20 protein-coding genes and 1 pseudogene are annotated in these 24,216 nt (G+C 39.1%); 3 read left to right on the forward strand and 18 right to left on the reverse strand.

Translation table 11 applies throughout. The features are described 5' to 3' along the window. Nucleotides 1–18: 18 nt before the first annotated feature. Genes H9649_RS07990 through H9649_RS08000 form a run of 3 tightly spaced genes read right to left on the reverse strand, consistent with a single transcriptional unit; the run spans nucleotide 19 to nucleotide 4,778 of the window. Nucleotides 19–1,836: an ABC transporter substrate-binding protein gene (locus tag H9649_RS07990; RefSeq protein ID WP_191694218.1), complete on the reverse strand. Its 1,818-nt coding sequence runs from the start codon at nucleotides 1,834–1,836 to the stop codon at nucleotides 19–21. Nucleotides 1,837–1,861: 25 nt separating this feature from the next. Next, a complete protein-coding gene (locus H9649_RS07995; RefSeq protein ID WP_191694219.1) occupies nucleotides 1,862–3,364 on the reverse strand; it encodes an ABC transporter permease in 1,503 nt (500 codons plus the stop codon). A gap of 13 nt (nucleotides 3,365–3,377) precedes the next feature. Next, the gene (locus tag H9649_RS08000; RefSeq protein ID WP_191694378.1) at nucleotides 3,378–4,778 is read right to left on the reverse strand and encodes an ABC transporter permease; all 1,401 of its coding nucleotides are present in this window, start codon (nucleotides 4,776–4,778) and stop codon (nucleotides 3,378–3,380) included. A gap of 162 nt (nucleotides 4,779–4,940) precedes the next feature. Here H9649_RS08000 and H9649_RS08005 point away from each other — a divergent pair, with 162 nt between their 5' ends. The 3 genes from H9649_RS08005 to H9649_RS08015 all read left to right on the forward strand — a co-directional run bounded on the left by H9649_RS08005 (nucleotide 4,941) and on the right by H9649_RS08015 (nucleotide 8,253). Next, on the forward strand, nucleotides 4,941–6,683 hold the full coding sequence (locus H9649_RS08005; protein ID WP_191694220.1) for an ABC transporter ATP-binding protein: 1,743 nt from the start codon (nucleotides 4,941–4,943) through the stop codon (nucleotides 6,681–6,683). 47 nt (nucleotides 6,684–6,730) lie between these two features. Continuing rightward, nucleotides 6,731–7,150 carry a hypothetical protein gene (locus H9649_RS08010; protein WP_191694221.1) on the forward strand — a complete coding sequence of 140 codons (420 nt, stop codon included), beginning with the start codon at nucleotides 6,731–6,733 and terminating at the stop codon, nucleotides 7,148–7,150. 278 nt (nucleotides 7,151–7,428) lie between these two features. Next, a complete protein-coding gene (locus tag H9649_RS08015) occupies nucleotides 7,429–8,253 on the forward strand; it encodes a hypothetical protein (protein WP_191694222.1) in 825 nt (274 codons plus the stop codon). A gap of 328 nt (nucleotides 8,254–8,581) precedes the next feature. Here H9649_RS08015 and rbsK read toward each other — a convergent pair whose 3' ends face one another. The 15 genes and pseudogenes from rbsK to aspA form a co-directional block, all read right to left on the reverse strand. Continuing rightward, nucleotides 8,582–9,460, reverse strand: a complete 879-nt coding sequence (gene rbsK, locus H9649_RS08020) for a ribokinase (protein ID WP_191694223.1) — start codon at nucleotides 9,458–9,460, stop codon at nucleotides 8,582–8,584. A gap of 215 nt (nucleotides 9,461–9,675) precedes the next feature. Beyond that, nucleotides 9,676–10,431: a Cof-type HAD-IIB family hydrolase gene (locus tag H9649_RS08025; RefSeq protein WP_191694224.1), complete on the reverse strand. Its 756-nt coding sequence runs from the start codon at nucleotides 10,429–10,431 to the stop codon at nucleotides 9,676–9,678. 103 nt (nucleotides 10,432–10,534) lie between these two features. After that, nucleotides 10,535–12,634, reverse strand: a complete 2,100-nt coding sequence (locus H9649_RS08030) for an ADP-ribosylglycohydrolase family protein (RefSeq protein ID WP_191694225.1) — start codon at nucleotides 12,632–12,634, stop codon at nucleotides 10,535–10,537. A gap of 19 nt (nucleotides 12,635–12,653) precedes the next feature. Next, entirely contained in the window at nucleotides 12,654–13,805 is a 1,152-nt protein-coding gene (locus H9649_RS08035; protein WP_191694226.1) for an ADP-ribosylglycohydrolase family protein, read from the reverse strand. Between the two features lie 12 nt (nucleotides 13,806–13,817). Then, on the reverse strand, nucleotides 13,818–15,290 hold the full coding sequence (locus H9649_RS08040; RefSeq protein WP_191694227.1) for an extracellular solute-binding protein: 1,473 nt from the start codon (nucleotides 15,288–15,290) through the stop codon (nucleotides 13,818–13,820). Between the two features lie 37 nt (nucleotides 15,291–15,327). Continuing rightward, nucleotides 15,328–16,206 carry a carbohydrate ABC transporter permease gene (locus tag H9649_RS08045; RefSeq protein ID WP_191694228.1) on the reverse strand — a complete coding sequence of 293 codons (879 nt, stop codon included), beginning with the start codon at nucleotides 16,204–16,206 and terminating at the stop codon, nucleotides 15,328–15,330. A gap of 16 nt (nucleotides 16,207–16,222) precedes the next feature. Continuing rightward, a complete protein-coding gene (locus H9649_RS08050; RefSeq protein WP_191694229.1) occupies nucleotides 16,223–17,125 on the reverse strand; it encodes an ABC transporter permease in 903 nt (300 codons plus the stop codon). Nucleotides 17,126–17,249: 124 nt separating this feature from the next. After that, nucleotides 17,250–18,455, reverse strand: coding sequence for a CaiB/BaiF CoA transferase family protein (locus tag H9649_RS08055; RefSeq protein WP_191694230.1), 1,206 nt, complete (start codon nucleotides 18,453–18,455; stop codon nucleotides 17,250–17,252). Further along, entirely contained in the window at nucleotides 18,448–19,395 is a 948-nt protein-coding gene (locus H9649_RS08060; protein WP_225229766.1) for an HpcH/HpaI aldolase/citrate lyase family protein, read from the reverse strand. The genes H9649_RS08055 and H9649_RS08060 overlap by 8 nt, the downstream gene beginning before the upstream one ends. A gap of 26 nt (nucleotides 19,396–19,421) precedes the next feature. Further along, complete coding sequence (locus H9649_RS08065; protein ID WP_191694232.1) at nucleotides 19,422–20,105, reverse strand: FadR/GntR family transcriptional regulator; 684 nt, start codon at nucleotides 20,103–20,105, stop codon at nucleotides 19,422–19,424. 351 nt (nucleotides 20,106–20,456) lie between these two features. Beyond that, nucleotides 20,457–20,681 (reverse strand): annotated as a pseudogene (locus tag H9649_RS18085) (AMP-binding enzyme); the annotation flags it as partial. A gap of 12 nt (nucleotides 20,682–20,693) precedes the next feature. Continuing rightward, the gene (locus H9649_RS08075; protein ID WP_318241668.1) at nucleotides 20,694–21,569 is read right to left on the reverse strand and encodes an AMP-binding protein; all 876 of its coding nucleotides are present in this window, start codon (nucleotides 21,567–21,569) and stop codon (nucleotides 20,694–20,696) included. After that, a complete protein-coding gene (locus H9649_RS17955) occupies nucleotides 21,529–21,795 on the reverse strand; it encodes an AMP-binding protein (RefSeq protein WP_318241669.1) in 267 nt (88 codons plus the stop codon). Before H9649_RS17955 ends, H9649_RS08075 begins: the two co-directional genes overlap by 41 nt. A gap of 418 nt (nucleotides 21,796–22,213) precedes the next feature. Continuing rightward, nucleotides 22,214–22,483: a hypothetical protein gene (locus H9649_RS08085; RefSeq protein ID WP_191694235.1), complete on the reverse strand. Its 270-nt coding sequence runs from the start codon at nucleotides 22,481–22,483 to the stop codon at nucleotides 22,214–22,216. Nucleotides 22,484–22,762: 279 nt separating this feature from the next. Then, on the reverse strand, nucleotides 22,763–24,181 hold the full coding sequence (gene aspA, locus H9649_RS08090) for an aspartate ammonia-lyase (RefSeq protein ID WP_191694236.1): 1,419 nt from the start codon (nucleotides 24,179–24,181) through the stop codon (nucleotides 22,763–22,765). Nucleotides 24,182–24,216 lie beyond the last annotated feature (35 nt).

A 24,216-nucleotide genomic window follows, 5' to 3' on the forward strand; every position in this document is an offset into this window, starting at 1 on the left:
GCCCCCTACTCAATACGCTTATTTAGTTTCTTTGTATTTGGCCAAGTACTCTTTCGCTTTAGCCAAGTCAGCATTCAGTTCATTTCCAGTTTTCACTAATGTACTGACGGTTGAGAAAGCTTTGAGCTTATTGCCTTTGTAGAAGCTGATGAAATCGTCTTGGTTGATTGTATAGAGAATCGCTTTTCTTAAGTCTTCGCTTTCTGACACTTCTCGATTTTCTGGGTTGAAACTCAAGTAACTCACAGCATTACTTTCCATACTTTGAAGAGACAATTTGCTGTCGTTTTCAATAATGTCGTATTTTGTTTCAGGCACAGCATAGAACATGTGGATTTCGTTGTTTCTTAGTGCTGCAAGTGTGCTATCTGGATCTTTAATGAAACGCATCGTTACGTTTGAAATTTTAGGTTCGTTTTCAGTACCCTTCATATATCCAGGATTCTTCTTGAAGGCAGCTTCGTAATCATTTTTAGAAGTTAGAATGTACGGACCGCTTGCGTAAAGCGTGTTATTGTACTGACTTCCTTCCGTTACTGTGTTTTGATCGCCATACGGAATGTCTTTGTTAACGTCAAATGAAGCTACGTCAAACGTGTTGATACTTTCCACTTGTTTCTTGGAAACGATACCCGCAGATTGGTGAGCCAAGTAGTTCAGTACTTGCGGGAACGGTTCTGTTGTCGTTACTTTGATTACTTGGTATTTACCTTCTTTATTATTTGCATCTGTTTTATCATCCACAAGTGCACTGATTTTAGTATCCAAGCCTTCCTCAAGCATCTCTTTTACTGTCGCATCACTGCCGGATTGTTTAATTGTTTCAAGTGAAGCCAGATCTGTTACGACTTCTGCATTTTTAATATGTTCGTGAAGCGTGTATGTGCGGTGATCAGGAACAGAGTCTTTGTCTTTAGCACGGTTGAGTGTGAAGATGACATCGTCTGACCCTACACGCTCACCTGAATCGACAGCGTTTTTGCCTTCTACTTTTGCAAAATTAATATCGTCGCGAAGTAGGAAGTAATACTCTGAATTACCTTCAGCGATACTGTGATTAAGTGATAAGGAGCCTTCAGAAGTGATTTGGTCATCATCTGTCAGATTCACTAGACGAACGTTCATATTTGTATTGATAATATTAATGGATCCGTCATTCCCTTTGATCGGGTCAAGAGACGTTAACGTTGATGCTGATTGTGACAATACTAAAGGATCTGTCGCATTTTTAGACGTATAATTGAACTCGATATATTCCCATGGAAGGGAGCGGGATTTAGATAAACGAACTGAATCGAGATTTAATACATCTTTATTGACCGCTTGTGTTTTATAAGAACTATACAAAGGTACGATATACGCTTTATTAAACACTAAATGTTCTTCAAACGCCTTGTATGTAGCTTCGTATTCTTCTGGTGTTTCAGTACCTGCTTGATCAATCAGTTTGTCGAGTTCTGGATCAGAAATGACACTGTAATCCCCACCCGTTTTAAACAATGAACGAACTGCATAATCAGGGTTCCCTGTAACAGTTGTCCATCCTGTCATCGCAATATCATAATTGCCTGCGTCTTGCTGTGATTTGAAACTACCGTAATCCGGCTGCATATTCAACTTTACATCAAAGCCGTTTTTAACTAGCTGATCACGTACGATGTTCAAGTCGGACTCATTAGTGCTCATTCCGAGAAGTTCAATCGTCACTTTCGATTGATCGCCCTTGCCATCATTACCTGGCTTCGTGCCTTCTTCAACTTCTGATTTTGTCTTTACACAACCTGAAATTACAAGAACAAATACAAGTAAAACAGGCAAGAAAATTTTCTTCAACATAAAATCCCTCCAACGTTTAATTTTTTTAGTCTAGTTTTGGATCCATTGCATCGCGTAACCCGTCACCTAAAAAGTTGAATGATAGCACGAGTGCAATAATCGCAAGTCCGGGGTAAATGGCTAAATAAGAATTTGTTTCAAGATACGTACTGCCGAGCTTTAATATATTTCCCCATTCCGGAATATGAGGTTCTACACCAAGACCGAGATAACTTAAACTGCTTGTTGCGATAACGGCACTACCGATTGTCAAAGTTGCTTTCACAATCATCGGAGCAAGTGAGTTAGGTATAACCTGTCTAAAAATTATGGAGAAATCACTAGATCCAAGGGCGCGTGCAGAGTCAACGAATTGATAATTTGAAACCATTAACACGTTCGCTCTCATTGTTCGGGCGTAGGTTGGAATTGATCCAACACTTAACGCGATAATCAGGTTTGTAATATTCGCACCAAATGCTGCAATGATTGCGATCGCTAACAAAATTCCAGGTACTGCATACAGTACATCAAGTAAGCGCATGACGATATTATCCGTGCGGTGTCCATAATAACCAGCGAAAGCGCCAAGTGCTCCGCCGATAATAGCAGGAACGATTGTCGAGACGAATCCGACGATCAGAGAGATTCTAGCTCCAAATACAATTCTTGAAAATAAATCTCTACCGAAGTCATCTGTTCCCATTGGATACATAATGCTTGGTTCGAGAAGAAGTGCACCATAATTGTTTTCGATAGCCAGACTATAGTCGAAAGTAAAAATACTGCACACCGAAATGGAAAACATGAAAATGATAAAGAACAATCCGAGAATCGATGTGGTATTTCGCGTGATTTTCCCCCACATCGTGTCCCATTTATCGATCCTCGATTGATCCGTACTGCGTCCTTTCATTAACAACCCGTATCCAAGAAGTAGTGCAAAGAAGTTCCCTGTTACCGCTGTTAGAAGAAGTGGAATTGCAATCCACGTCATCCATCGTTCCGTACGGTTATGGGTAACGTACTTTGCCACCAATATTGTCGCAACGATTTGGAAGACCATAATCGTAACTAAGATTATCATAGCGATTAAAAAAGTATCGGACACATACGGCTTGAACAAGTTCAGAGCGGATATGGAGATGATGAAAAACTGTGTCAGCACCATATAGACCGCAAACGTATACTCAGGCGTCTTCCGCTCTTTCATTAAGCTGAAGGCGAATGAAACGACAAAGACATTCCCTGTGAAAATGCTCAGCAGCTGGACAAATCCCAATCTCCTTGTCGATTTCCGAACAGCCCCTGTCGTTAATAAATCCCTTCGAATCATTAACGTAATGATTACCTGTATTAGTGTAAATACTGCGTATGCTAGAAACGCACTAAATACAAAGGGTTTAATTGCTTGGGTAGTAAAGTCATAACAATTCAACAAGAAAATCATTGTAAGTGTTAAAGACGTTATCCAAGTAAAGCTCGATTGTGTGTACTCAGGCGATAGTTTCAAAACTTTCTTTTTTTCAATATCCTTCTGCGTCTTCATCATTACACCTACTTTAGTATTGTTTAATCTTCGAACGGATTCTCGGGTCAAGATAAGCGTATAAAATATCAATAATGACATTGATGAGTGAAATGGTAATCGCTATATAGACAACCCCTCCAAGAATACTTGGAATATCAGGGATGAACTGTTTGTCTACTATATAGCTACCAATGCCGCTAATATTGAATACCTTCTCCGTTACCGCAGCTCCACCAAGCATTCCTCCGAAAAGTAAACCAATAACGGTGACGATAGGAATCATAGCGTTTCCGACTGCGTGCTTCCACAATACTTGGCGTTTGTTCAGTCCTTTGGCTTTTGCGGTAATAATGTAATCCTCATTAATGACTTCAAGCATTGATGAACGAGTCATTCTACTGACGGATGCGGTAAGTGCTGTTCCTAAAACAATTACTGGCATAATAACGGATAGCCAGTTTTGCGGACTATACGTAGCAGGAAGCCATTGCAATTTAATAGAGAAATTCAATATGAAGATTAAACCTTGCCAGAAGTTTGGAACTGATAGTCCAAGCAGCGCAATAAACATGAATGTATAATCAAAAAATGAATTTGGTCTCGTTGAAGAGATGATTCCAATTGGAACAGCGATGACTACAGCCATGACAAGAGATAGCAATGCAATCGTCAAAGTGATTGGGAACTTCTTCATAATACTTGCGATAACATCCTCATTCCCCGCATAAGATGCTCCTAAATCGAATGTCAAAATCCCTGTTATGGCATTCCACAATTGCGAGAGATACGGCAAATCTAAACCATGTAAATGATTGAATGCTGCAATCTGTTCAGCTGTTGCTGTTTCCCCTATAATGTTGGCAGCGGGTTCAAATGGCGATATGTATAAAATGGAGAATACTAAAATAACAACTCCGATGACAACAAACACCGTTATAAGTAGTCTTTCAAAAACATATTTCACAAATGGATTACTATACAAAATGATGAAAAAGTACATTAGCAATCCTGGTATTAATGTGACGAAGAAGAAAAGCGGTTTTGTAATCAACGAACTAAAGAAATTCGAATACGTCAATTTCGTTTTCCCTTTTTGCAATAGTGCCTCATTCGCCCTTGCTTCCACGGTTTTATGAAAGCGTTCCTCCGTTAATGTTTCTGCTTGCTTTGTCAAGTCAGCTTCACTAACTTGTTGACCAAAGAATGCATACTTCCGGATTAACTGATCCTTGAATTCAAGCATCAACTTCTCCTTGTACCCTTCCGCAATCAGAGACTCTTTAACTTCCTCGATTAAAGATGCATACGTACGATCACGTTTTTTCCATACAAAATAGATAAACAGGAACAAGTGCACAGGAAATCCCAATAATATCATTATCCAATTATAGGAATTCCGTTGATGCATTTTTTCATAGGAATCTCTAATCATGCATAACAATTCATTCCCACGTTCGGTAGATGTGTTCAAACCAGCATGGCACCTTCTTTCTCATTGATTAATAATACACATCATAGTATAATCTGAAGTTAGTGACAAGTAGTATTTTTTGAAAAATGCTATTTAAATTTAATTAATCGGCGGTGGGGGAAATTGGAAAAAATTTTAACAGTGAAGGATCTTCAAGTCTCTTTTCAATCTAGAGACGAAGAATTCGATGCAGTTCGTGGCGTCAGTTTTGAAGTGAGAAAAGGTGAAACGTTAGGTATTGTAGGCGAATCTGGAAGCGGAAAAAGCGTAACCGCCCGAAGCATTATGCGGATTTTACCTTCCCCGCCTTCCCACATGAAGAATGGTGAAATCACGTTTTTAGGTGAGGATTTAGCTTCTAAAACAGAAAAAGAAATGGAAAGTATACGTGGTCGAGATATAAGTATGATCTTCCAAGATCCTATGACATCCCTTAATCCAACAATACGAATCGGTAAACAGATTGCCGAAAGTCTCATTAAACACCAAAAGTTATCAAAAAAAGATGCAAAAATACAAGTTCTAGAAATATTGAAGCTTGTAGGTATACGCGACGTCGAAACACGTTACAATCAATTTCCTCATGAATTTTCTGGAGGTATGCTCCAACGTGTGATGATTGCGATTGCGCTCGCTTGCCGCCCAACATTGTTAATAGCGGATGAGCCGACTACTGCGTTGGACGTAACAATACAAGCTCAGATTTTGAATTTGATGAAAGATATGCAACAGCGTTTTGAAACGTCGATCATTTTGATCACGCATGACTTAGGTGTCGTTGCTGGAATGTGCGATCGCGTAGTCGTGATGAAAAACGGGGAAATAGTGGAAACAGGAACAACGGAAGAGATCTTCGCTAATCCAAAGCATCCGTACACATTAAAACTATTAAACTCACTTCCTAAATTGAATGAAAAAAAGAAACCGAAGCGTCCGTCGCTTGTCATTCCGGAGACGGTCGATAACAAGCCGCTCATTGAAGTCAAATCACTTCAACAACATTTCGATTTAGGCAAAGGGAAGACGTTGAAAGCCGTCGATAATATCAGCTTCCACATTCAACCCGGTGAAACACTTGGACTTGTAGGGGAATCAGGGTCAGGCAAATCGACGACAGGTAGAGCGATTTTACGTTTGAACGAACCTACGGATGGTGATGTACTGTATCAAGGAATGGCGATCAACCGATTATCCAAAAGTGAAATGAAAACAATGAGACGCCACATGCAGCTCATTTTCCAAGATCCCTATTCATCACTGAACCCTCGTTTTAAAGTGATGGATATTATCGGACAGGCATTGGACGTGCATGGACTTAGCACAAGTAAAGCACATCGGAAACAGAGAGTTGAAGAACTGTTGGAAATGGTCGGTCTCCTCCCTTCTCATGCAATGCGGTATCCGCACGAGTTTTCAGGTGGTCAACGTCAACGAATCGGGATTGCACGTGCGCTTGCAGTGGAACCGAAATTCATCGTTTGTGATGAACCGTTATCTGCACTCGACGTTTCGATCCAGTCGCAAATTGTTGATTTGCTTGAGGACCTGCAACACCGCCTCGGCTTGACCTATTTATTCATCGCACATGATTTATCGATGGTAAAACATATTAGTGACCGGGTAGCAGTTATGTATGCCGGCAAAATTGTCGAACTTGCAGAAAGCGAAGAACTGTACACAAACCCACTACATCCCTATACAAAATCATTATTAGCTGCAATTCCTATCCCGGATCCGAAAGTGGAAGCAAAGAAAAAACGGGTCATGATGGACGAACAGACGGAAGTCGATAAATACCAATTGCAACAATCAGAGTTTGTCGAAGTGACAAAAGGTCATTGGGTAGCAATGCCGGTGAACTTATAAACGCTTCTATAAAATACATAGAACTTGAACGATTCGGAGGAGAAAGAATGGAAACGAACAAAATCACATTAATGGATGCTTATGTAATTGAAACACTTCGAAGTAAAGGGATGTCAAATGAGCAACTGATAATGGATCTGGAACAAAAAAATCTCGACGCGTTGAAAAACATCAACGCGAATTATGATTACAATGACTTGCTTACATTATACGAGCAGGACAAGTCGGCTTTCACATCCATTTTGACAGACGGATATGAAGTGAAATTCGTTACAATGGGTGGCCTTAAAGGTCTGTTGGAATTAAAATTCGATAAAATCGCTGACAGGGATTATACGTTAACAGACAAAGGCATCGAGCATTTAGAAATGGAAGAACACCAGTTACACGTGCTGAATCAATTATTATCAAGAAATTGGACGATTGAACAATCGCCATCAAAAGAAATCAGCGTCAAACTCATGTAAACTATACGACAACCACAGGCAGCTTCCTATTATAGGAGGCTGCTTTTGTTGTACGATATAATATCAAGTACAACCCGTGTTGGTACCCTCGCCCCGTTTTGGTACCTGTGCAAGAAACATTCATGTTAATTCAGACATTTTGAATGTTTATGCGTATAATATTCATAAAACACGGTTCATCAACTCTACATTTTCATGTTTATTCATTTGTAGTGTATTGTCTGAATTCAACCATGCACAGGTACCTATTTTAAGATACCGGCACTCAGGAGGAACAAATGAAAAAAATACTAAGTATATGTATAACCATCCTTCTCCTCGCAGGATGCGCAAACAAAGAAGCGAAAGAATTCATCGAACAAGCGTCAACGAAAGCGGCTGTCAAGGAACTGGTCATGGACGCGATGGAACAAGAAGGATTGACCGTCTCCATACACCAAATCGACTATGAACATATCGGAAAGCAAACCGACCCAAGTGTCATCGTCGTAGACTACAAAACGTCGCATGAACCAACCTACGCCGGACGGGCATATGTCAACGTCGACGTAACCGCCACCCCTCGAAAATTGATTGGCGTTGATCGTTTAGGTCTAGATGACAAATACGGCATCTTGCCAATCGGCACCGTCCTCATCGAGCGTCTGAAGCAAGCCGCCCATCAATCAATCATCCCGACCATCGAAGCAGTGAGCTCCAAAGAACCAGGACTTTCATGGGAAGAAGGAGAAGAGAAAATCGGCTTTAACGGAGTGGACTATAAGAAAGACAAGCTTCATGAATTACTACAACTATACGGCGAAGACAAATTAGCGAACCCATCAGAAAAACAAGCGAACCAATGGCTACAACAATTTGAGCAGCCAACCGAAGACCCCCAAAAACCCGTCATCTGGTTATACTTGCAATACGACGGCGAACTGACAAACGCCCAATTTGAAAAGATCGTCCAGAAATTCAAAAACACCGACTCATTACCGAAAGGAAACTACACAATAAGAATCATCGCCGATCGATACAATGAATCCGAAGAACCTATCTATAACAAACGTTCCAACGGCAAAGGCAGCAACGTATTCATCGCTTCTTACAGCACATTTTGACGGCGAGATATCACACACCAAAAAAGACAGTCCCATACGGCTGTCTTTTTCAATTCTTTTTTAGTTAATCGCGTCACAATCACACCAAAACCACATGATAATCCCGCATCCCCACGCAAAAGTCCATAATTTCTTTTAAAAGTCCATAACTCTCGATAAAACCTCATAACTCACCGTAAAAGTCCATAACTTCCAATAAAACCTCATAAAAATAGCCGAACTGCATCTAACTTAAGCAGTTCGGCTAATTTATCTATAAATAATATGTCTGGCACTAGAAAAATTCAGAATTCAATGAGTGACTGGCACGTAAAACGAACTTCGTTAGCTACATACTATCCTCCACTTCTCTCCTTGTCGGCATACCTCCTTGTGCACCAAACTTTGTTACCGATAGTGAAGCAGCCCGATTGGCAAAGCGCACGCTTTCCTCATACGTCTTATTTTCAGCTAATGCTACTGCAAATGCAGCATTAAAAGTGTCACCTGCACCGGTCGTATCAATAGCTGTCACATTAAATGTAGGTACGACAATTTCCCTCTCCCCATCATGGAAACGAACTCCTTTTTCTCCTTCTGTAATGAACAGCTTATTTGGATACGCAAGTAAAACAGCATGCAAATCTATTTCCTCAAAGAGAATTGAAGTTTCTAACTCATTAGGCGTGATGTAGCTTGCTTTTTCAATGATTTCCTTACAGATTTTCCGAGCAGGAGCAGGATTTAATATGAGTGGAACACCAAATTGACAACACACTTCACATACATACTTAACTGTTTCTGGAGGTATTTCCTGCTGAATAAGGACAATATCTGATTCTTGTATTATATCTAACGCCTTTTTAATAGAATTTGGTGTAACATAATCATTGGCACCTTTTATCACAATAATGCTGTTATCCCCGTCAGCAAGCGTAATATGGGCCGTTCCACTTTCTATATTCTTTATCATTTCCATGTAAGAGGTATTCACATCATTTTTTTTGAAATTTTCAAGTATACTTTCTCCAAATGCATCATCTCCGACACATCCAACCATATACACTTCTGCACCTAGTCTAGCAGCTGCAACCGCCTGGTTAGCCCCTTTACCTCCTGGCACTGTCTTAAATGACTCTCCAAGAATTGTTTCACCTTGAGATGGCCTCTTATGCGCCTTAACAACTAAATCAATTGACGAACTTCCAATTACCGTTATTTTAACCATTCCACTCAACCTTTCAAAACATTCGTAGATGTCATCGACATGGCGTTTTTGGAGTTATTGTTTAACTACAAGCATAATAGGTACTAAATGTAAAATGTTTTCTTCTTAGATGTTAGGTTTTGAAAAAGTAACCGCTATATATTGAAATTCTCAACATTCTATACTTAAGAAGGTTATGTCTAAATTTCAGACTATAAAGTGTAAATCGATATTAATTATTCTTGTTCATCGCCAAATAAATAACGGTTAATTGCCTTTGAAACTCCTTCTTCCTCATTCGATGATGTTATTACATCTGCCACTTCTTTTAACATATTATTGGCATTTCCCATCGCTATTCCTAATCCAGCAGATTGAATAAGAAAGAGATCATTAAGGTTGTCACCTATAGCCATAACAGAATCCATGTCTATACTTAAATGCTCACAAATCTTTTTCACTCCGGATTCTTTGGAAATTCCCTTTAATGAAAAATCTATACTCCTGGAAGTTGAATTGATCACTTCCAATGTCGTTGATTGTTCCACTTTCTTTTTCAATTGATTAAGAGTATGTGGATTTTCATGACGTATACTGAAAGTCATCCAATCATAGTCAAACATTTCTTTCGTCCAAAAGTCCTTCTCTTCTATTGAATGACCTGCACTGTAACCTCCAAAATTAGCTTTGGCTTCCATAGAAATGCCGTGCAACATTCGGATATCTTCTTTGGTTATATAATGCCTTTCCAAAACAGTCCCAGGCTCTGTCCAAATTTCTCCTCCATTAGCTAATACCATTGGTGTACAAAGCCCCAAGTCTTTACAAAATACATCAATTTCTTGATGTAATCCACGTCCGGTTGCAAGAATGACAACAACACCAGCTTCTACTGCACGAGATATAGCTAATTTAGATTTATTAGTAATTTGACCATTCTTCGTCAATAGCGTTCCGTCCAGGTCTAAAGCTAACAAGCGGTAATTCGCCATATTATCAAACTCCTATCACAGGATGCTTACGACTTTTTATAGTCCTACAATAATCCTTATATCTTTGAATTCAATTACACAAAAGCTAATCAGTAATAAGACTTCAGGTTTTCACCTTAATATCTTTAATTGAGCATGAACCTCTTTCAGCCATGGAAAAACCAAACATACCATGTGTATATCTAGAATCATTGAAGTTAATAATTTCTTTACCGTCTATTAAAAATCGTATATTGTTCCCTCTGACTAGTACTTCAAAATTGTAGTCTCTCCCATAGACCCAATCAAAATTGTTACTCGTCAATAACGACAGTCCAAAATCCTGTAGATGAAGAGCTACATTACCATTTCCGTAAAATCCGACCTGATAATATCTTTTGATACCCTCAGCACGGAAAATTATTGCATGATGACATCCTGAGAGTGGAGTGATTGTAGCGTTAATACTACCGTCACGCGTGTAATAATGTCCGGTAAATGATGAACAATCCGTTTCGCTTTCTACAATCATAGCATCGTCTTTCAATTGCCAATTCCCCCGGTGATGAGCAAAAGGAGTAACACTTAAAAATTCGATTGATTGTTTGGAAAAATCGATTGAATAGTTAGATGAACCGTATATATGAAATTCGTCTAAATAAATTTTACCAAATGCTCTATTTGTTAGCGTCGAAGGACTTTCAATTATAATACCCACTTCATCTACAAATGTTCCATCCGTCTCAGGTATAGTAAATTCAATGGTTTGCCACTCATTATCTAAGAGGACTATCTTGTTCAATTCAATTAATTCTTTATTGTATGTACTACGTACATATGGTGTAAGATAAAATTCGTTACCGCGCAATCGTTCCGTCAATATTTTCATTGACACCTTTTGCCCACTGTATGCCTTAGGAGCAAACGTAGGTTTATACTTTTCATCATTAAAGTCTTCTCTTCTATAAAATGTTTTATAAAATACTCGACTTCTTTCACCCTCAATCATTCGATCGAGAAATATTTCCAGTACACCAGAATTGGTGTAACCTTGTCTCTGATTATGTTTTAGAAAGGTCTTAAATGGAAAATCAGTCTTAAATCCATGTGTGGACCCTGGCAGATTAAAATCAAAATAAACTTCTTCTTCCTTATAACTATCCACTAATGATGTAGGCGCTACTTCTTCCGCCAATTCATAGGCTAATAATGCTAAAGACTTCACGAAGGTAGGTATGTCTAAAATATTCAAATAACCAGAAACACTTGATGTTGCAATAAAATCATTGATAGGTTGTCGATAGTTTTCAGGTATTTCATTTATACCTGCAAGAACACCAACTATAGAACCTACATTTCCTGCATTACAATCTGTATCCCAGCCACACATTGTTGCAATTTCAATTGTACGAGCTAAATTGCCGTCACCATAAAGGAGAGCTAATACGCATACACCAGCGTTTGGAATGATATGACATACTCCGGTATATTTATCATATCCCCATTCTTCCTCTAAGTAATTCCTACATTTCCAGAAATCATCTGGATGTCTTTCATGGAACTCCTGTACTTTTTTAACAATGGTCGCGTAGGTTGAATCAGTCGGTATGGTTTTTAATCCTTCTTCAATTACAGAATCTATATTTGCAGCTGAAAAAGCGCTAGCTATACACGCAGCCATAAATCTTGCTCCATACAATCCATTCTTATCATGCGAAACACTTGCAGCTATTTCAGCATAATCTGCCGCTTTACCTGGGTTGTTTGGAAATAACATTCCCCAAGTATCGATAAAAATTTGCCCTCCAATCTGTTCAGACATTATCAGACCATTCGTTTCAGCGGAGCCAGATAGCGGAGCGGGGATTCCTTTTTCTAAATTCAAATAAGCTGTATGTTCTGTGCTAATCCCTTCCCCACCCCACCAAAACATTCCAATTCCCTCACGAGAATAATTTAACCAAGCATTTGCTACATCATTTGCTGTAAACCGATCTTTTCTTTTTTCATCAATTAACGACCTAATAAAAAACACCGGACCATTTGCATCGTCATCAGCAGAAAATGTTCTGTACTCTTTTAAATAACCTTTAATATCACCGTAAACGTCCTTAATAATTTCAGGAGTCCATTCTGTCGGTTCAACTGGTGCTCCTAATCTAATACCAGCATTCATGCCAAGAAATCCAGCATAAACTTTCTCTAAATAATTGCTGGGTATCACTAGATAACCTCCATTCAAACTACTCAAGTATTTTCTTCATTTCTTCAAAAACAGCAATATCCCTAGCTATTATTTGTTTTGCAACTGAACTAAAAGAATTTGCAAGTTGATTAAAATCTAATTTATTTATCCCCTCTAAAGTATTAATATCTTCAACGTCAATAACAGAAGTCCCATTCATTGCCCCTAAAATAACTCCTATCATAACGCCAATTGAATCAGTATCGCGTCCTGAATTAATACCATCATATATTGATTTATAATATTCTCCATCGTTATACACTATAAAACCTAACGCTATGGGGAGTTCTTCAATAGACCAAACCCTACTAGGCGTATAATGATTGGTGGGTATTCCTAGCTTTTCTATTTTCCTATGCACATCATTTTTCATTGGAGAGAATTTTTCCAGACATTCATGAAAACCATCGACCACATCATCTAGCGTTGCATTTTCATCTTTAAACTTTTGAGCCAAGTCTGTTATTTCCTGTATAGCAATTTTAGTTCCATCTTTGGCGTAATGGATTGCAGTTTCAACTATATCTGCTATTGTAATATTTTCTTCAAAAGCTTTGGACACACAAGCAGCTAGAACTCCAGCTGCTTCTAATCCATAACTAGCCTGATGAGCCATCGCAAAAGATATTGCTTCATCATATGCACCTTTCGGATTCCCTGCATTCACTATTCCTATAGGGGCGATATACATAGCCGCCCCACAGTTTATCATATTGCCGTATCCACCTTCTCTTGGATCACAATTCGCTAACACGTTTCTTAAAAATATATGTTTCTCTGGATAAAATAATCGTTCTATTAATATAGTATCCCTATCAAATTCAGGTATATATACTTTTCTAAATGCAATTTCTTTAGCAAACTCATTTGCCATATCGTAAGCATCTAAGTGTCTCTTCTCAATTTCATACACATTACATAATGCCAAAGTCATCAAAGTATCATCGGTAACAATTCCATTCCCTCTTCTTTTGCCCAGGCTTTCATCTATACTTAAGTCTTCCTTATACCATTTCGTATGAAGAGAATTCACCCTGCCATATTGTTTTTTTATTTCCTCATAACTTAGTTTTTCTACTGGAGCTCCCAAGGCATCACCTAGTGCTGTCGAGATTAATACCCCTTTGACGCGATCTTGAAAATCAATCATGAAGTTCCCACCTTACTTTAAATTATCATTTGCATACTTAGTCAGTGATTCCCCACCTGCTGCGTACCATTTTTTTACGTAATCATCAAATGCTTCTAATGGCTTCTTTCCTGTAATAATATCCGCTGAATACTCTTTGTATAGGTTCTCCATTGCATCCCACTGAGCCACATATTCTTCCGGTAAGACAAAAGAATTATCTTCACTATAGTAATCGGCAACGCTTAGAAGTGATTTTTCTGCCGCGTCTCCTAAAAGTGGTGTGCTTTCTGCTACTTCAAACTCTACATTATTAGGTTCCCAATAACGTGCATACCAATCTCCATAATACTTTTCTGTTAGTTCAACTTTTCCATCGACTACATTGTAGTGCTCGCCTTCAAATCCAAGTCTATCCAACTTTTGACCTTCTGGACTTGCTAAATAATCAAGCACTTGGAAAACTAAATCCTTATTTTTAGACTGTGAAGAAATGGCAAGACCTCTAGACTCTTTCGAAATATCTGTTGCGCCAAATCCTTGATACTCTCCCTTTGCTGGAGGCAAAACTTGCAACTGTGATTCCTCTCCATTTAAGACTCTCATTCTATCGTTATAAATATCAATGACCTTGCCATTTGTTCCAGGGATAACTGCCGTTTCTCCATTATAAAAAACCTCTTGTTTAGTATCATGTTTTTTTGTTAAGTATTGTGGATCTAATAATCCCTCTTCATATAGTTGACGGTAAAATTCTAATTTGTCCTTTGTTTGAGATGAAACTTTATAGTGTTCAAAACCTTTTTCAGAATCCAACCATGTTTTATTGATCCCAAAAGCCATATCAAATGTATAATCCAGCTCTCTGATATCTCCCGCCACAGTTACTGCATTTTTAGTGTCTCCTATTTGCACTATTTCTTTGAAAAACGCTTTATAATTGTCCACTGTAGGATTCTCCATTAATGTAGCTGAACTACTCGCTTGATCGAACCAGTCTTTTCTCACTACAGGAACCCTATTATCAAGTGGTTTAATCCATAACAAATAAGGATAATTTCTTAACCTAGCTTCGTTATACGGATTCATAATAGACTTAATATACTTTGAATCTTCAATATAAGGAGTCAGATCTTCTAAAAGTCCTTGATCAGCTATTTGTTTATCGGCCCCTTGGAAATATATTAAATCGGGAATTTCACCGCTATACAGAAGCAAATTCAACTTTTCTGCATAGTCGCCTTGAGCAACCTCAACAAGATCAAATTTCACATCTAAATCCAAATCTTTTTTTAAACCTTCTGATAATTTTTCATAATAGGATACGGCTACTGGGTTTGATGGCCCATCGTCTTTAAAAACGACTTTAATTGTTTGTGCTCCTGAATCACCAGCGGCTTCTCCTTCTTTAGTTGTTGCTTCTTTTGGATTCTTTTCTCCATCACTACAAGCTGCTAACACTCCAACCATTAATATCATCACAAACGTTAAAAGTACTTTCTTCATCTTTGTTCCTCCCTTTTTTGTCTTTCTTATTTTTCTCTTAATCTTTAACTCCTCCTTCTAAGGCCCCCTTTGTGAAATGCTTAAGAATTAATGGATACACTAATAACAAAGGAATGATTGAGATAATAATCGTTCCCGCTTGAAGTGAGGGGAGATCCAGACTTGCTACCACGTCATAAGACTCCGAACTTAATCCGCTAAGTAAAGTGGTATTGTCCTGATTGATTACAAATTGTCTTAGAACGACTTGAAGCGGCCATTTGTTTGGATCTGTTAAATAAATCGTCGCTCTAAAGTATTCGTTCCAGTGGTAAATACCATAAAACAAAGCAAAAGTTGCAATTGCAGGTTTCGATAATGGAAGCATTATCTTTGTGAATATTTTGAAATGACCAGCCCCATCTATTCTCGCTGCTTCTATAATGCTGTCAGGGACTTCATTGAAAAACCGCATTAATATAAATAAGTAATAAACACTTATTGCCCGATATAAAATTAGTGATGTATAGGAGTCTAATAAACCTAGGTTTTTTACTAATAGATATTCAGTTATCATAGACGGATCGACGACCATAATGACAATTAGAAAGAAGATAACAACTTTCTTACCTACAAACTCCGTTTTTGCCAATACATACGCTGTCATAGTGGTTAACATTAAATTGAGAGTTGTTCCCACTATCGTAATGAATAGAGAGTTCCCGATACTTTTCAAAATCAATGGATGAGACAATAATATTTCATAGTTAATGAGTGAGAAGCCTTTTGGTAAAATACCCAAACCTGATAATTCACCAACACGTTTAGGATCCGATAAAGACATTGCCAGTAAATTAAGTAGTGGGATTAATACTGAGACTGCCAGAAAAAGTAATAAGCCATAGATTATGATCTTAGACCAAGGTATTTTTTTCATCTAAATTCCTCCAAGACTACCAGACACCTTTTCCAGTATATTTTTTTGATAAATAATGTGTCCCTAAAATCAATACAATACCTACTACTCCTTTGAATAAGCTCGCGGCTGTAGCGTAAGCATATTGACCGTTTAGAATCCCTATTCTGTATACGTACGTATCTAAAATATCAATAACACTGTTAACGGAATCATTGCTCATATTAAACACCTGATCAAAACCTGCATTCATAAAGAAACCTAAGTTTAAGATAAATATCGTTATGACAGTACTGAGTAATGCGGGAAGTGTAATGTATCTCATTTGTTGAAAGCTAGATGCCCCGTCTATTTTCGCTGCCTCATACAAAGAAGGGCTGATTTTCATAATGGCTGCTATATATAATATTGAATCCCAACCGGCACTACGCCACATCTCTGAGAAAACCAAGACCCATCGAATATGTTCTTTACTCGTCATGAAATCAATTGATGGTAGCTGGAAGAAGTTTCTGATCACATTAAAACCACCATCCGCTGGATGTAAAAAACTAATCCAAACACCCGCAATTACAACCCATGATAAGAAATGAGGTAAATAGGATACAGCTTGCACATATTTTCTAAAACGACCTGATCTGACTTCGCTAATTAATAGTGAAAGAATAATAGGTATAGGGAAAATGAAAATTATTTTCATAGTGCTTATAATGATTGTGTTTTTTAACACGTCATAAAAAGCGGATGAATCCATTAAGACTTTAAAATGTTTTAAGCCAACCCATTCATTGTCGCCAATTATGCGATAATCTTGAAAAGCTAGTTTCATACCTAAAATAGGGACTATGTGAAATACTATGAAATATGTAATTCCGGGTAAAAGCATCAGATACAAAACCCAATCTTCACGGATTCTTTTTATTAATTTCTTTATCTTCATTGATCATCCTACTTTCAATCCTTGGATATCTTATTAATCTAAGAAACCCTATTTGTTTACTTTTTTATTCTATCTAAGTAGTTTTTAAGAAAGGTGGTTCACTGGGTTGACCAGTATAAATGATCTAAATGATTTGAAGCCTCTTGAGTTCATCGAGCTGTTCTTCTGACAGAGACAGTAAGCCGCAGTATATGTCATGGTTATGTTCACCTTTTGCAGCTCCAAGACTGTTAACAGATCCTGGAGTTCTCGAAAACTTTGCAACTACGTTAGGTACCCTTACATCGCCAAATTCCTTGTCCTCGATAGTAATGAATGTCTCCCGATACTTGAAATGTGGGTCTTCATACAATTGGCTAACGTCATACATAGGACCAATTACAGCTCCACAATCATTAAATACTTGGAGCACTTCGTTTAGATCTCTTTCTACAATCCATCCACCTATAAGCATATCTAGCTCTTCAACATTTTTTAACCTTGCTTCATTAGTCGAGAACTTTTCATCATTGAATAATTCTTCTCTTCCAATAGCATTGAATATATTTTTGGTGATTGATTGTGTAGCACCCGATAAAGCAACCCACTTATGATCTTTTGTTTGATAAGAGTTTCGCGGAGCAGTTGAAACACTCCCATTCCCAACACGCTTCGCAATGATGCCCAACTGATCATAGGCCATCAAATGTGGTTCCATAAACCTTAAAAGCGGTTCGTACAAAGACATATCAATGTACTGCCCTTTACGGTCTGGATTATTTGCTCTTTCAAATAGAGCAATCATTATTGATAATGATCCAAAGACACTTCCTACTCCATCTGCCAAAGCGAGGCCAGGCAATGTTGGAGAACCATCTGCTTCTCCATTGATTGATGTAAATCCACTCATTCCCTCGGCTACAGTGCCAAAACCCGCTCTCGTAGAATAAGGGCCGTCTTGCCCAAATCCAGTCGTTCGTAACATGACCAACGCGGGGTTGATTTTAGAAAGAGTAGCCCAGCCCAAATTCCATTTTTCAAATGTTCCTGGTCTAAAGTTCTCTACTACAACATCAACTTCGGCTACTAATTTTTTAAATAGCTCTTGTCCTTCGGGCTTACTAAGATTTAAGGTAATACATTTCTTATTTCTATTTAATGTTTTCCAGAAAACCGCACTTCCGTCTTTTTGTTTTCCATATCCTCTAGCGTGATCTCCAAATTCCGGGTGTTCAATTTTTATTACATCTGCTCCAAAATCCGCAAGATAGGTACTAGACCATGGGGCTGCTATCATAGTAGATGCATCAAGTATTTTAAGCCCATTTAAAGGTAAATTATCATTATTCAATTAGCGGTCCCCCCTCTACTAATTCTCTAGCTAATCTTTTTTTATTTTCAAATTCAACTATTCTAGTATGTCTATCAATTATTTTATTCGCCTTCCTGTAATGGGCGTAATCAATCATCTTATCATCTAACTGAAGTGAAGCTTTTCCATTTGCTAAGCCATCTTCAAATAGGCTGATAACTTTCCTTGAGAATGTTATTTCCTCAATACTAGGAGAAAAACACCTGTTCAATATCTCAACATTCTTTGGATGTATACAACTAGCCCCAAGAAATCCATGTTTATAAGCAAGCGCTGCATTCCTTTCAACTATCTTTTCGTCATTATAATTAGCTATACTTCCCATCAATCCAAGGGGCAACTTATTATAAGCTCTCGCAACAAATACCATCTTCATTCTTGGAATTAAAAAACCTTTATACGTTTCTTCACATAGTTCCATACCTGCATCCAAAGAAAAGTCCTCTGCTCCAAGAGTAAGTGAATCAATTCGATCACTCGACTGAATTATTTCCTCAACTTTTAAATAGCCCTTTATTGTCTCAATAGTCACTCCCAGTTTAATTTGACCATGAGGAATCTTTCTTTCTTTTTCCAACTCACTCAATAACTCATCTATATGTTTGAGTTGATCTACAGATTCTACTTTAGGAATATACAAGCCATCTAATTCAGGACAAACCGAGTACTCAATGTCCTCACGCAATAATTCTTTTGTATGGTTCACTCTAACGATGACTTCACTACCGCCTTTTGAAACATCCGCAGTTAATTCTTGAATGAGTTTACGTGTTGAATGCTTTTCAGAAAAAGGAACACTATCCTCTAAATCCAGGACGATCGCATCTGCATTTCTTAAATGAGCCTTAGAAGTAAATCTCCTTACATGAGCCGGCATAATTAACCTGGATCGTCTAATAACATGCTCTGTGGCATTCATCACCAGTTTAGTACCCCCTATCTTTTTCAGTCGTTAATTCTCTTCCTAATTTGGATAAAGTGATCCAATAATTTTTGTTTCGCGGCTACTGCATCCCTATTTTTTATTGCTTCAACAATCTCCAAATGCTCCTTTTGTGCTTGCTCAACGTTTTTACTTCTTGAAAAGTTCTTTACCCGCGTTTGATTAATAATTTCCATATTTAATTTCATGAAATTCAAAATAGCACTATTTTTACTACATTCTGCTAACGCCTGATGAAAATAATAATCACTACTAGGTTCCCCAAGAGCAGTTGGAATGTTATTCATTTGAAGCGCTAATAATTCGAGTCTTAAAATATCCTGATCTGTAGCTCTCTCACACACATATTTAATCATGCCAGTTTCAATAATTTCACGCATTTCTATTAAATCTAACATGGCAGCTTTTTTTAAATCCTCAATAACAGGATGTTCATTGTTATCCATTTCATCTAAGCTTTTTCTTAAATATCTCCCATCTCCAGGTATTGTTTCAATGATTCCTTGTGATTCCAATACACGGAAAGCATCTCTCAATGTTCCTCTGCTTACATTAAACTTTTCAGCAGATTCTCTTTCCGAAGGTATCCGATCGCCTATTTTTAATAGACCTTCGGAAAAGTCTTCTTCAAGCTTATTAATGACTTGCTCATATAATCTAGTATGTTTAAGAGCTTGTTTGTTCATAATTACTTCATCCTATCCAGAAATTTAATTCTACTAATGTCTGTTACATATCAATAATGTATGCGGTTTCATTTTTGGGTATCCTTTAAATATTGTATCCTATATATCCCAACGTTGGTCCACTGGGTCTACCACTTTATTCTGATTATAATCTTAATTCACTGAATGTCAAATTGTTTTTTTGTTATGGTTGTTCATTGACTTTTATATACTGAAGTATTATAGACATGTTATAAAATACTTTAAGCATTACAGACAGAAACGATAGCTGGACATGTTACCAGAAAATTATGTCCAGCTTTTTTTGCTCTAGTCATTATCAGGTGAATTCAATGAGTGACTGGCACCCAATCAATTCTCCCTCAGCAAGTTCTTCTGAATCTTTCCGATCGATGTTCTCGGAAAATCATCCACAAACCTAAATTCCTCCGGCACTTTGAAATAAGACAAATACTTCTGGCAGAAAGCCTCCAGCTCTTCAGGCTCCACCTCTTCCCCATCATACAATTTGACATAGGCGATGACCGCCTCTTCACGGAGCTTGTCCGGTTCACCGATAACTGCACAATGTTGAACTGCGGGATGTTCCTAAAGAATATTTTCCACTTCGATTGATGATATATTCTCTCCTGCCCGTTTGATCAAATCTTTGCTGCGGTCGATAAACCATATGAATCCATCTTCATTCATATAGCCACTGTCACCCGTATGTAGCCATCCTCCCTGCAAGGTCTGGGAAGTCGCCTCCAGGTTTTTAAAGTACCCCTTCATCAATGATGGACCTTTTATAAGAATTTGCCCGACTTCGCCATACGGTAGCTCTTCTCCGTCCTCATCAATGATTTTCACTTCATGGCCAAGTCCCGGCTTCCCTATTGAGACGATACCATTCTCGGGGTCCCGCACCATCTCCTCGTAGAGCGGTGTGACAATGTTTGTCGTTATCGTCTCTGTCATGCCGTACCACAGATAGAGACTGATGCCGAAACGTTCTTGGAAAGTCAGCAGCTCCGGATAAGGCACGAACAGTCCGTAACCAGCCCGCTTCAAGGGATGTCCTTTTTCTTTCTCCTGTTCAGGCATCTCCAGCAACATCTTGATTGTTGTTGCGACAAGACTCGTGGCAGTAGGTTGGTAACGGTCAACTACATTCCAGAAATCCGTCGAGCTGAATCGCTCCCGCAAGATGATCGTTCCTCCGACGACAAGCGTCGCCATGGATGTGTAATATTGCGAGTTCGCATGGAACAAGGGCAGGAAAATCAAGTAACGGTCATCCGGTGTCAGCTGCTGATAGAGCACCGACGAATGTCCGGCGAATAGATAGTTTTCATGGGTGATCAACACGCCTTTTGGTTTCGCCGTCGTACCCGATGTGTACATGATGCACGCCACGTCCGAGGCATCAGCCTCGCATATCACTTCACAAGAAGAAAGCCCCCCGCTCTTTATCAAATATGTCACCTGTCGCTTGGACAAATGCGAGGTCCCTATCCCTTGCTACCTCCAACAGATCCTCACCGACAAGCCGCTCATCGAAAAAGAATTCCTTGCTCTCCGAGTGATCGAGGAAGTACTCCAGTTCCGGAGGAGTCGATGCGGTATTGATGGGCAGCAATACGGCGCCAATCGCACCGCATGCATACCACATCTCATAGAAGACAGGCGCGTTAGCTAAAAAAACGGCAATTCCGGGCCAGCTACACCGCCGACGAAATTGTCAGGATGCTCATCCATGCAATGCGTGGAGTCTTGTACAATTGGAGCCTGAATCGAGGGAATATATCATTAGTCGGGGAACAAGAACTATTGTTCAAAGCACTGCTTGTGGGTTGAGGGCAAACTAATGGGGTTTTTATGCAGTCAGTATTTCAGTGATCCATTCATATTGTTTCAAGCCGGTAAATTTTCAGCAACCGAAAAACTGGTGAAAAACGTATTCTCATCATATGGATAAGGACATTTGAATGGCGATAAGTACTGAATTGTGCAGAGTTCAATGTAGACAACAAAAAAAGACAGTCATCTAGCGCTGTCTTTTCAATTCTTCTTTTATTAATCGCGTCATGATCACACCTAAAACATGCAATAATTCCGCATAACGTCAATCAAACTTCTTGCACAAGATGCATCTTCCAAGCTTGTCCATCCCGTCGCTCTTGTCTTGCTACGTATTTGTAGTGCACTTCCTTCGTCTCTTCGAGGCGCCCATCGTTCATAAGATCGGAAGTGACGTAAACAACGCCATCAAACTTATTCATCTTGCTGCCAGCTTCATCTGTAACGACAGTAATAAGCTCTGTGCCATTTTCGCGAAGTCTTTTGATCAATGTTTCCGTTTCCGGGTAGTCTCCCCAAATATAAGCAGATGTGTGCATCTCATAACCCCTTTTATTGTATATTTGAATTACTCTATCTATTATACCGCATTATAGGGTAAATGGAACTACATTGTATGAGAATTTAGATTTTAATAAGTTCCTTGGACTCTAAATGCAAATCTGTCAATTTTCAAGGGACTTTTTATGCTCGGATAACTGGAAGTTATCTTAACAAACTTTTCAAAAAAAAATGTTTTCTAACTCCCCATAAATCCCCATAAAAAAGCCGAACTGCACGTAGCCCACGCAGTTCGGCCAATCTACTATCATCACTTATTAAACAGTAACTTCCCGCTTATGCACCTGAATTTCCGTCATCTTACGAGCATCCAACAACTGATCCAACTCAGCCACTGTCAGCACTTCATACTGCAAGCACAATTCACGGATCGATGCGCCTGTAATGAATGCTTCGCGCGCGATCATAGATGATTTTTCGTATCCGATATACGGCATCAACGCCGTCAACGTTCCGATGCTGCGTTCAACGTACTCCTGCATTTGCGCTTCGTTTGCTGTAATGCCTTCTAAGCAATACTCACGGAACACGTTGAAGCCGTTTTTCATAATTGTCAATGACTGCAGCAAGTTGTATACAAGCACTGGCTCCATGACGTTTAATTCAAACTGACCCGCTTCAGACGCCAAGCTGATTGTGTGGTCATTACCGATTACTTGGAATGCAATTTGGTTGATCACTTCCGCCATAACAGGATTCACTTTCCCTGGCATGATGGACGATCCAGGTTGTCTTGCCGGCAAGTTGATTTCATTCAGACCCGCTCTTGGACCTGACGCCATCAAGCGTAAATCGTTCGCCATCTTCGACATATTAATCATCGAAATCTTCAACGAGCTGGAAATTTCCGTATACACATCCGTGTTTTGCGTTGAGTCCACAAGATGCTCCGCAGTACGTAACGGCAAGCCGCTAATGTCACACAACTGCGCTACAACATGTTCAATATAATCGATATTTGCGTTCAGCCCCGTACCAACTGCTGTTGCGCCCATATTCACTTCCGCCAAATTTTCGCGCGTGCGGGAAATCCGCTTAATATCCCGCTCTACAACGCGGCGATATGCACCGAATTCCTGCCCAAGACGGATTGGAACAGCATCTTGTAAATGCGTCCGTCCCATTTTAATGATCAAGTCGAACTGCAATTCTTTCGCACGCAATTCACTCGCCATCTTTTCCATCGTCTCAAGCAACTCATTCAACAAATTATATATCGCGATTTTAATAGCTGTCGGGAATGCGTCATTCGTCGATTGAGCCATATTCACATGATTATTCGGGCTGATTGTTGCATAATCACCTTTTGCGTAGCCCATTATTTCAAGCGCGCGGTTCGCAATTACTTCATTTGCATTCATATTCACGGACGTCCCTGCTCCGCCTTGAATCGGGTCGACGATGAACTGATCATTCAATTTCCCGTCAATCACTTCTTGTGCCGCTTCAACGAGCGCATGCCCGATTGGCGCTTGCAAGCCATTTACTGCTGTATTTGAAAGTGCCGCCGCCTTCTTCACAATGCCGATCGCACGGATCACTTCTGGATGTATTCTTTCGCCTGTAATCGGGAAGTTCTCCGTCGCACGCATTGTCTGCACACCATAATACGCCGCTTCCGGCACTTCCTTTTCACCGATAAAGTCTTTTTCGATTCGTCCCGCATACATTGTCATGGGTCTATTCCTTCCATTCTTCAAGAGAATTTGAG

Source organism: Sporosarcina quadrami (assembly GCF_014836615.1).
In the GTDB taxonomy this organism is placed as follows: Bacteria; Bacillota; Bacilli; order Bacillales_A; family Planococcaceae; genus Sporosarcina; species Sporosarcina quadrami.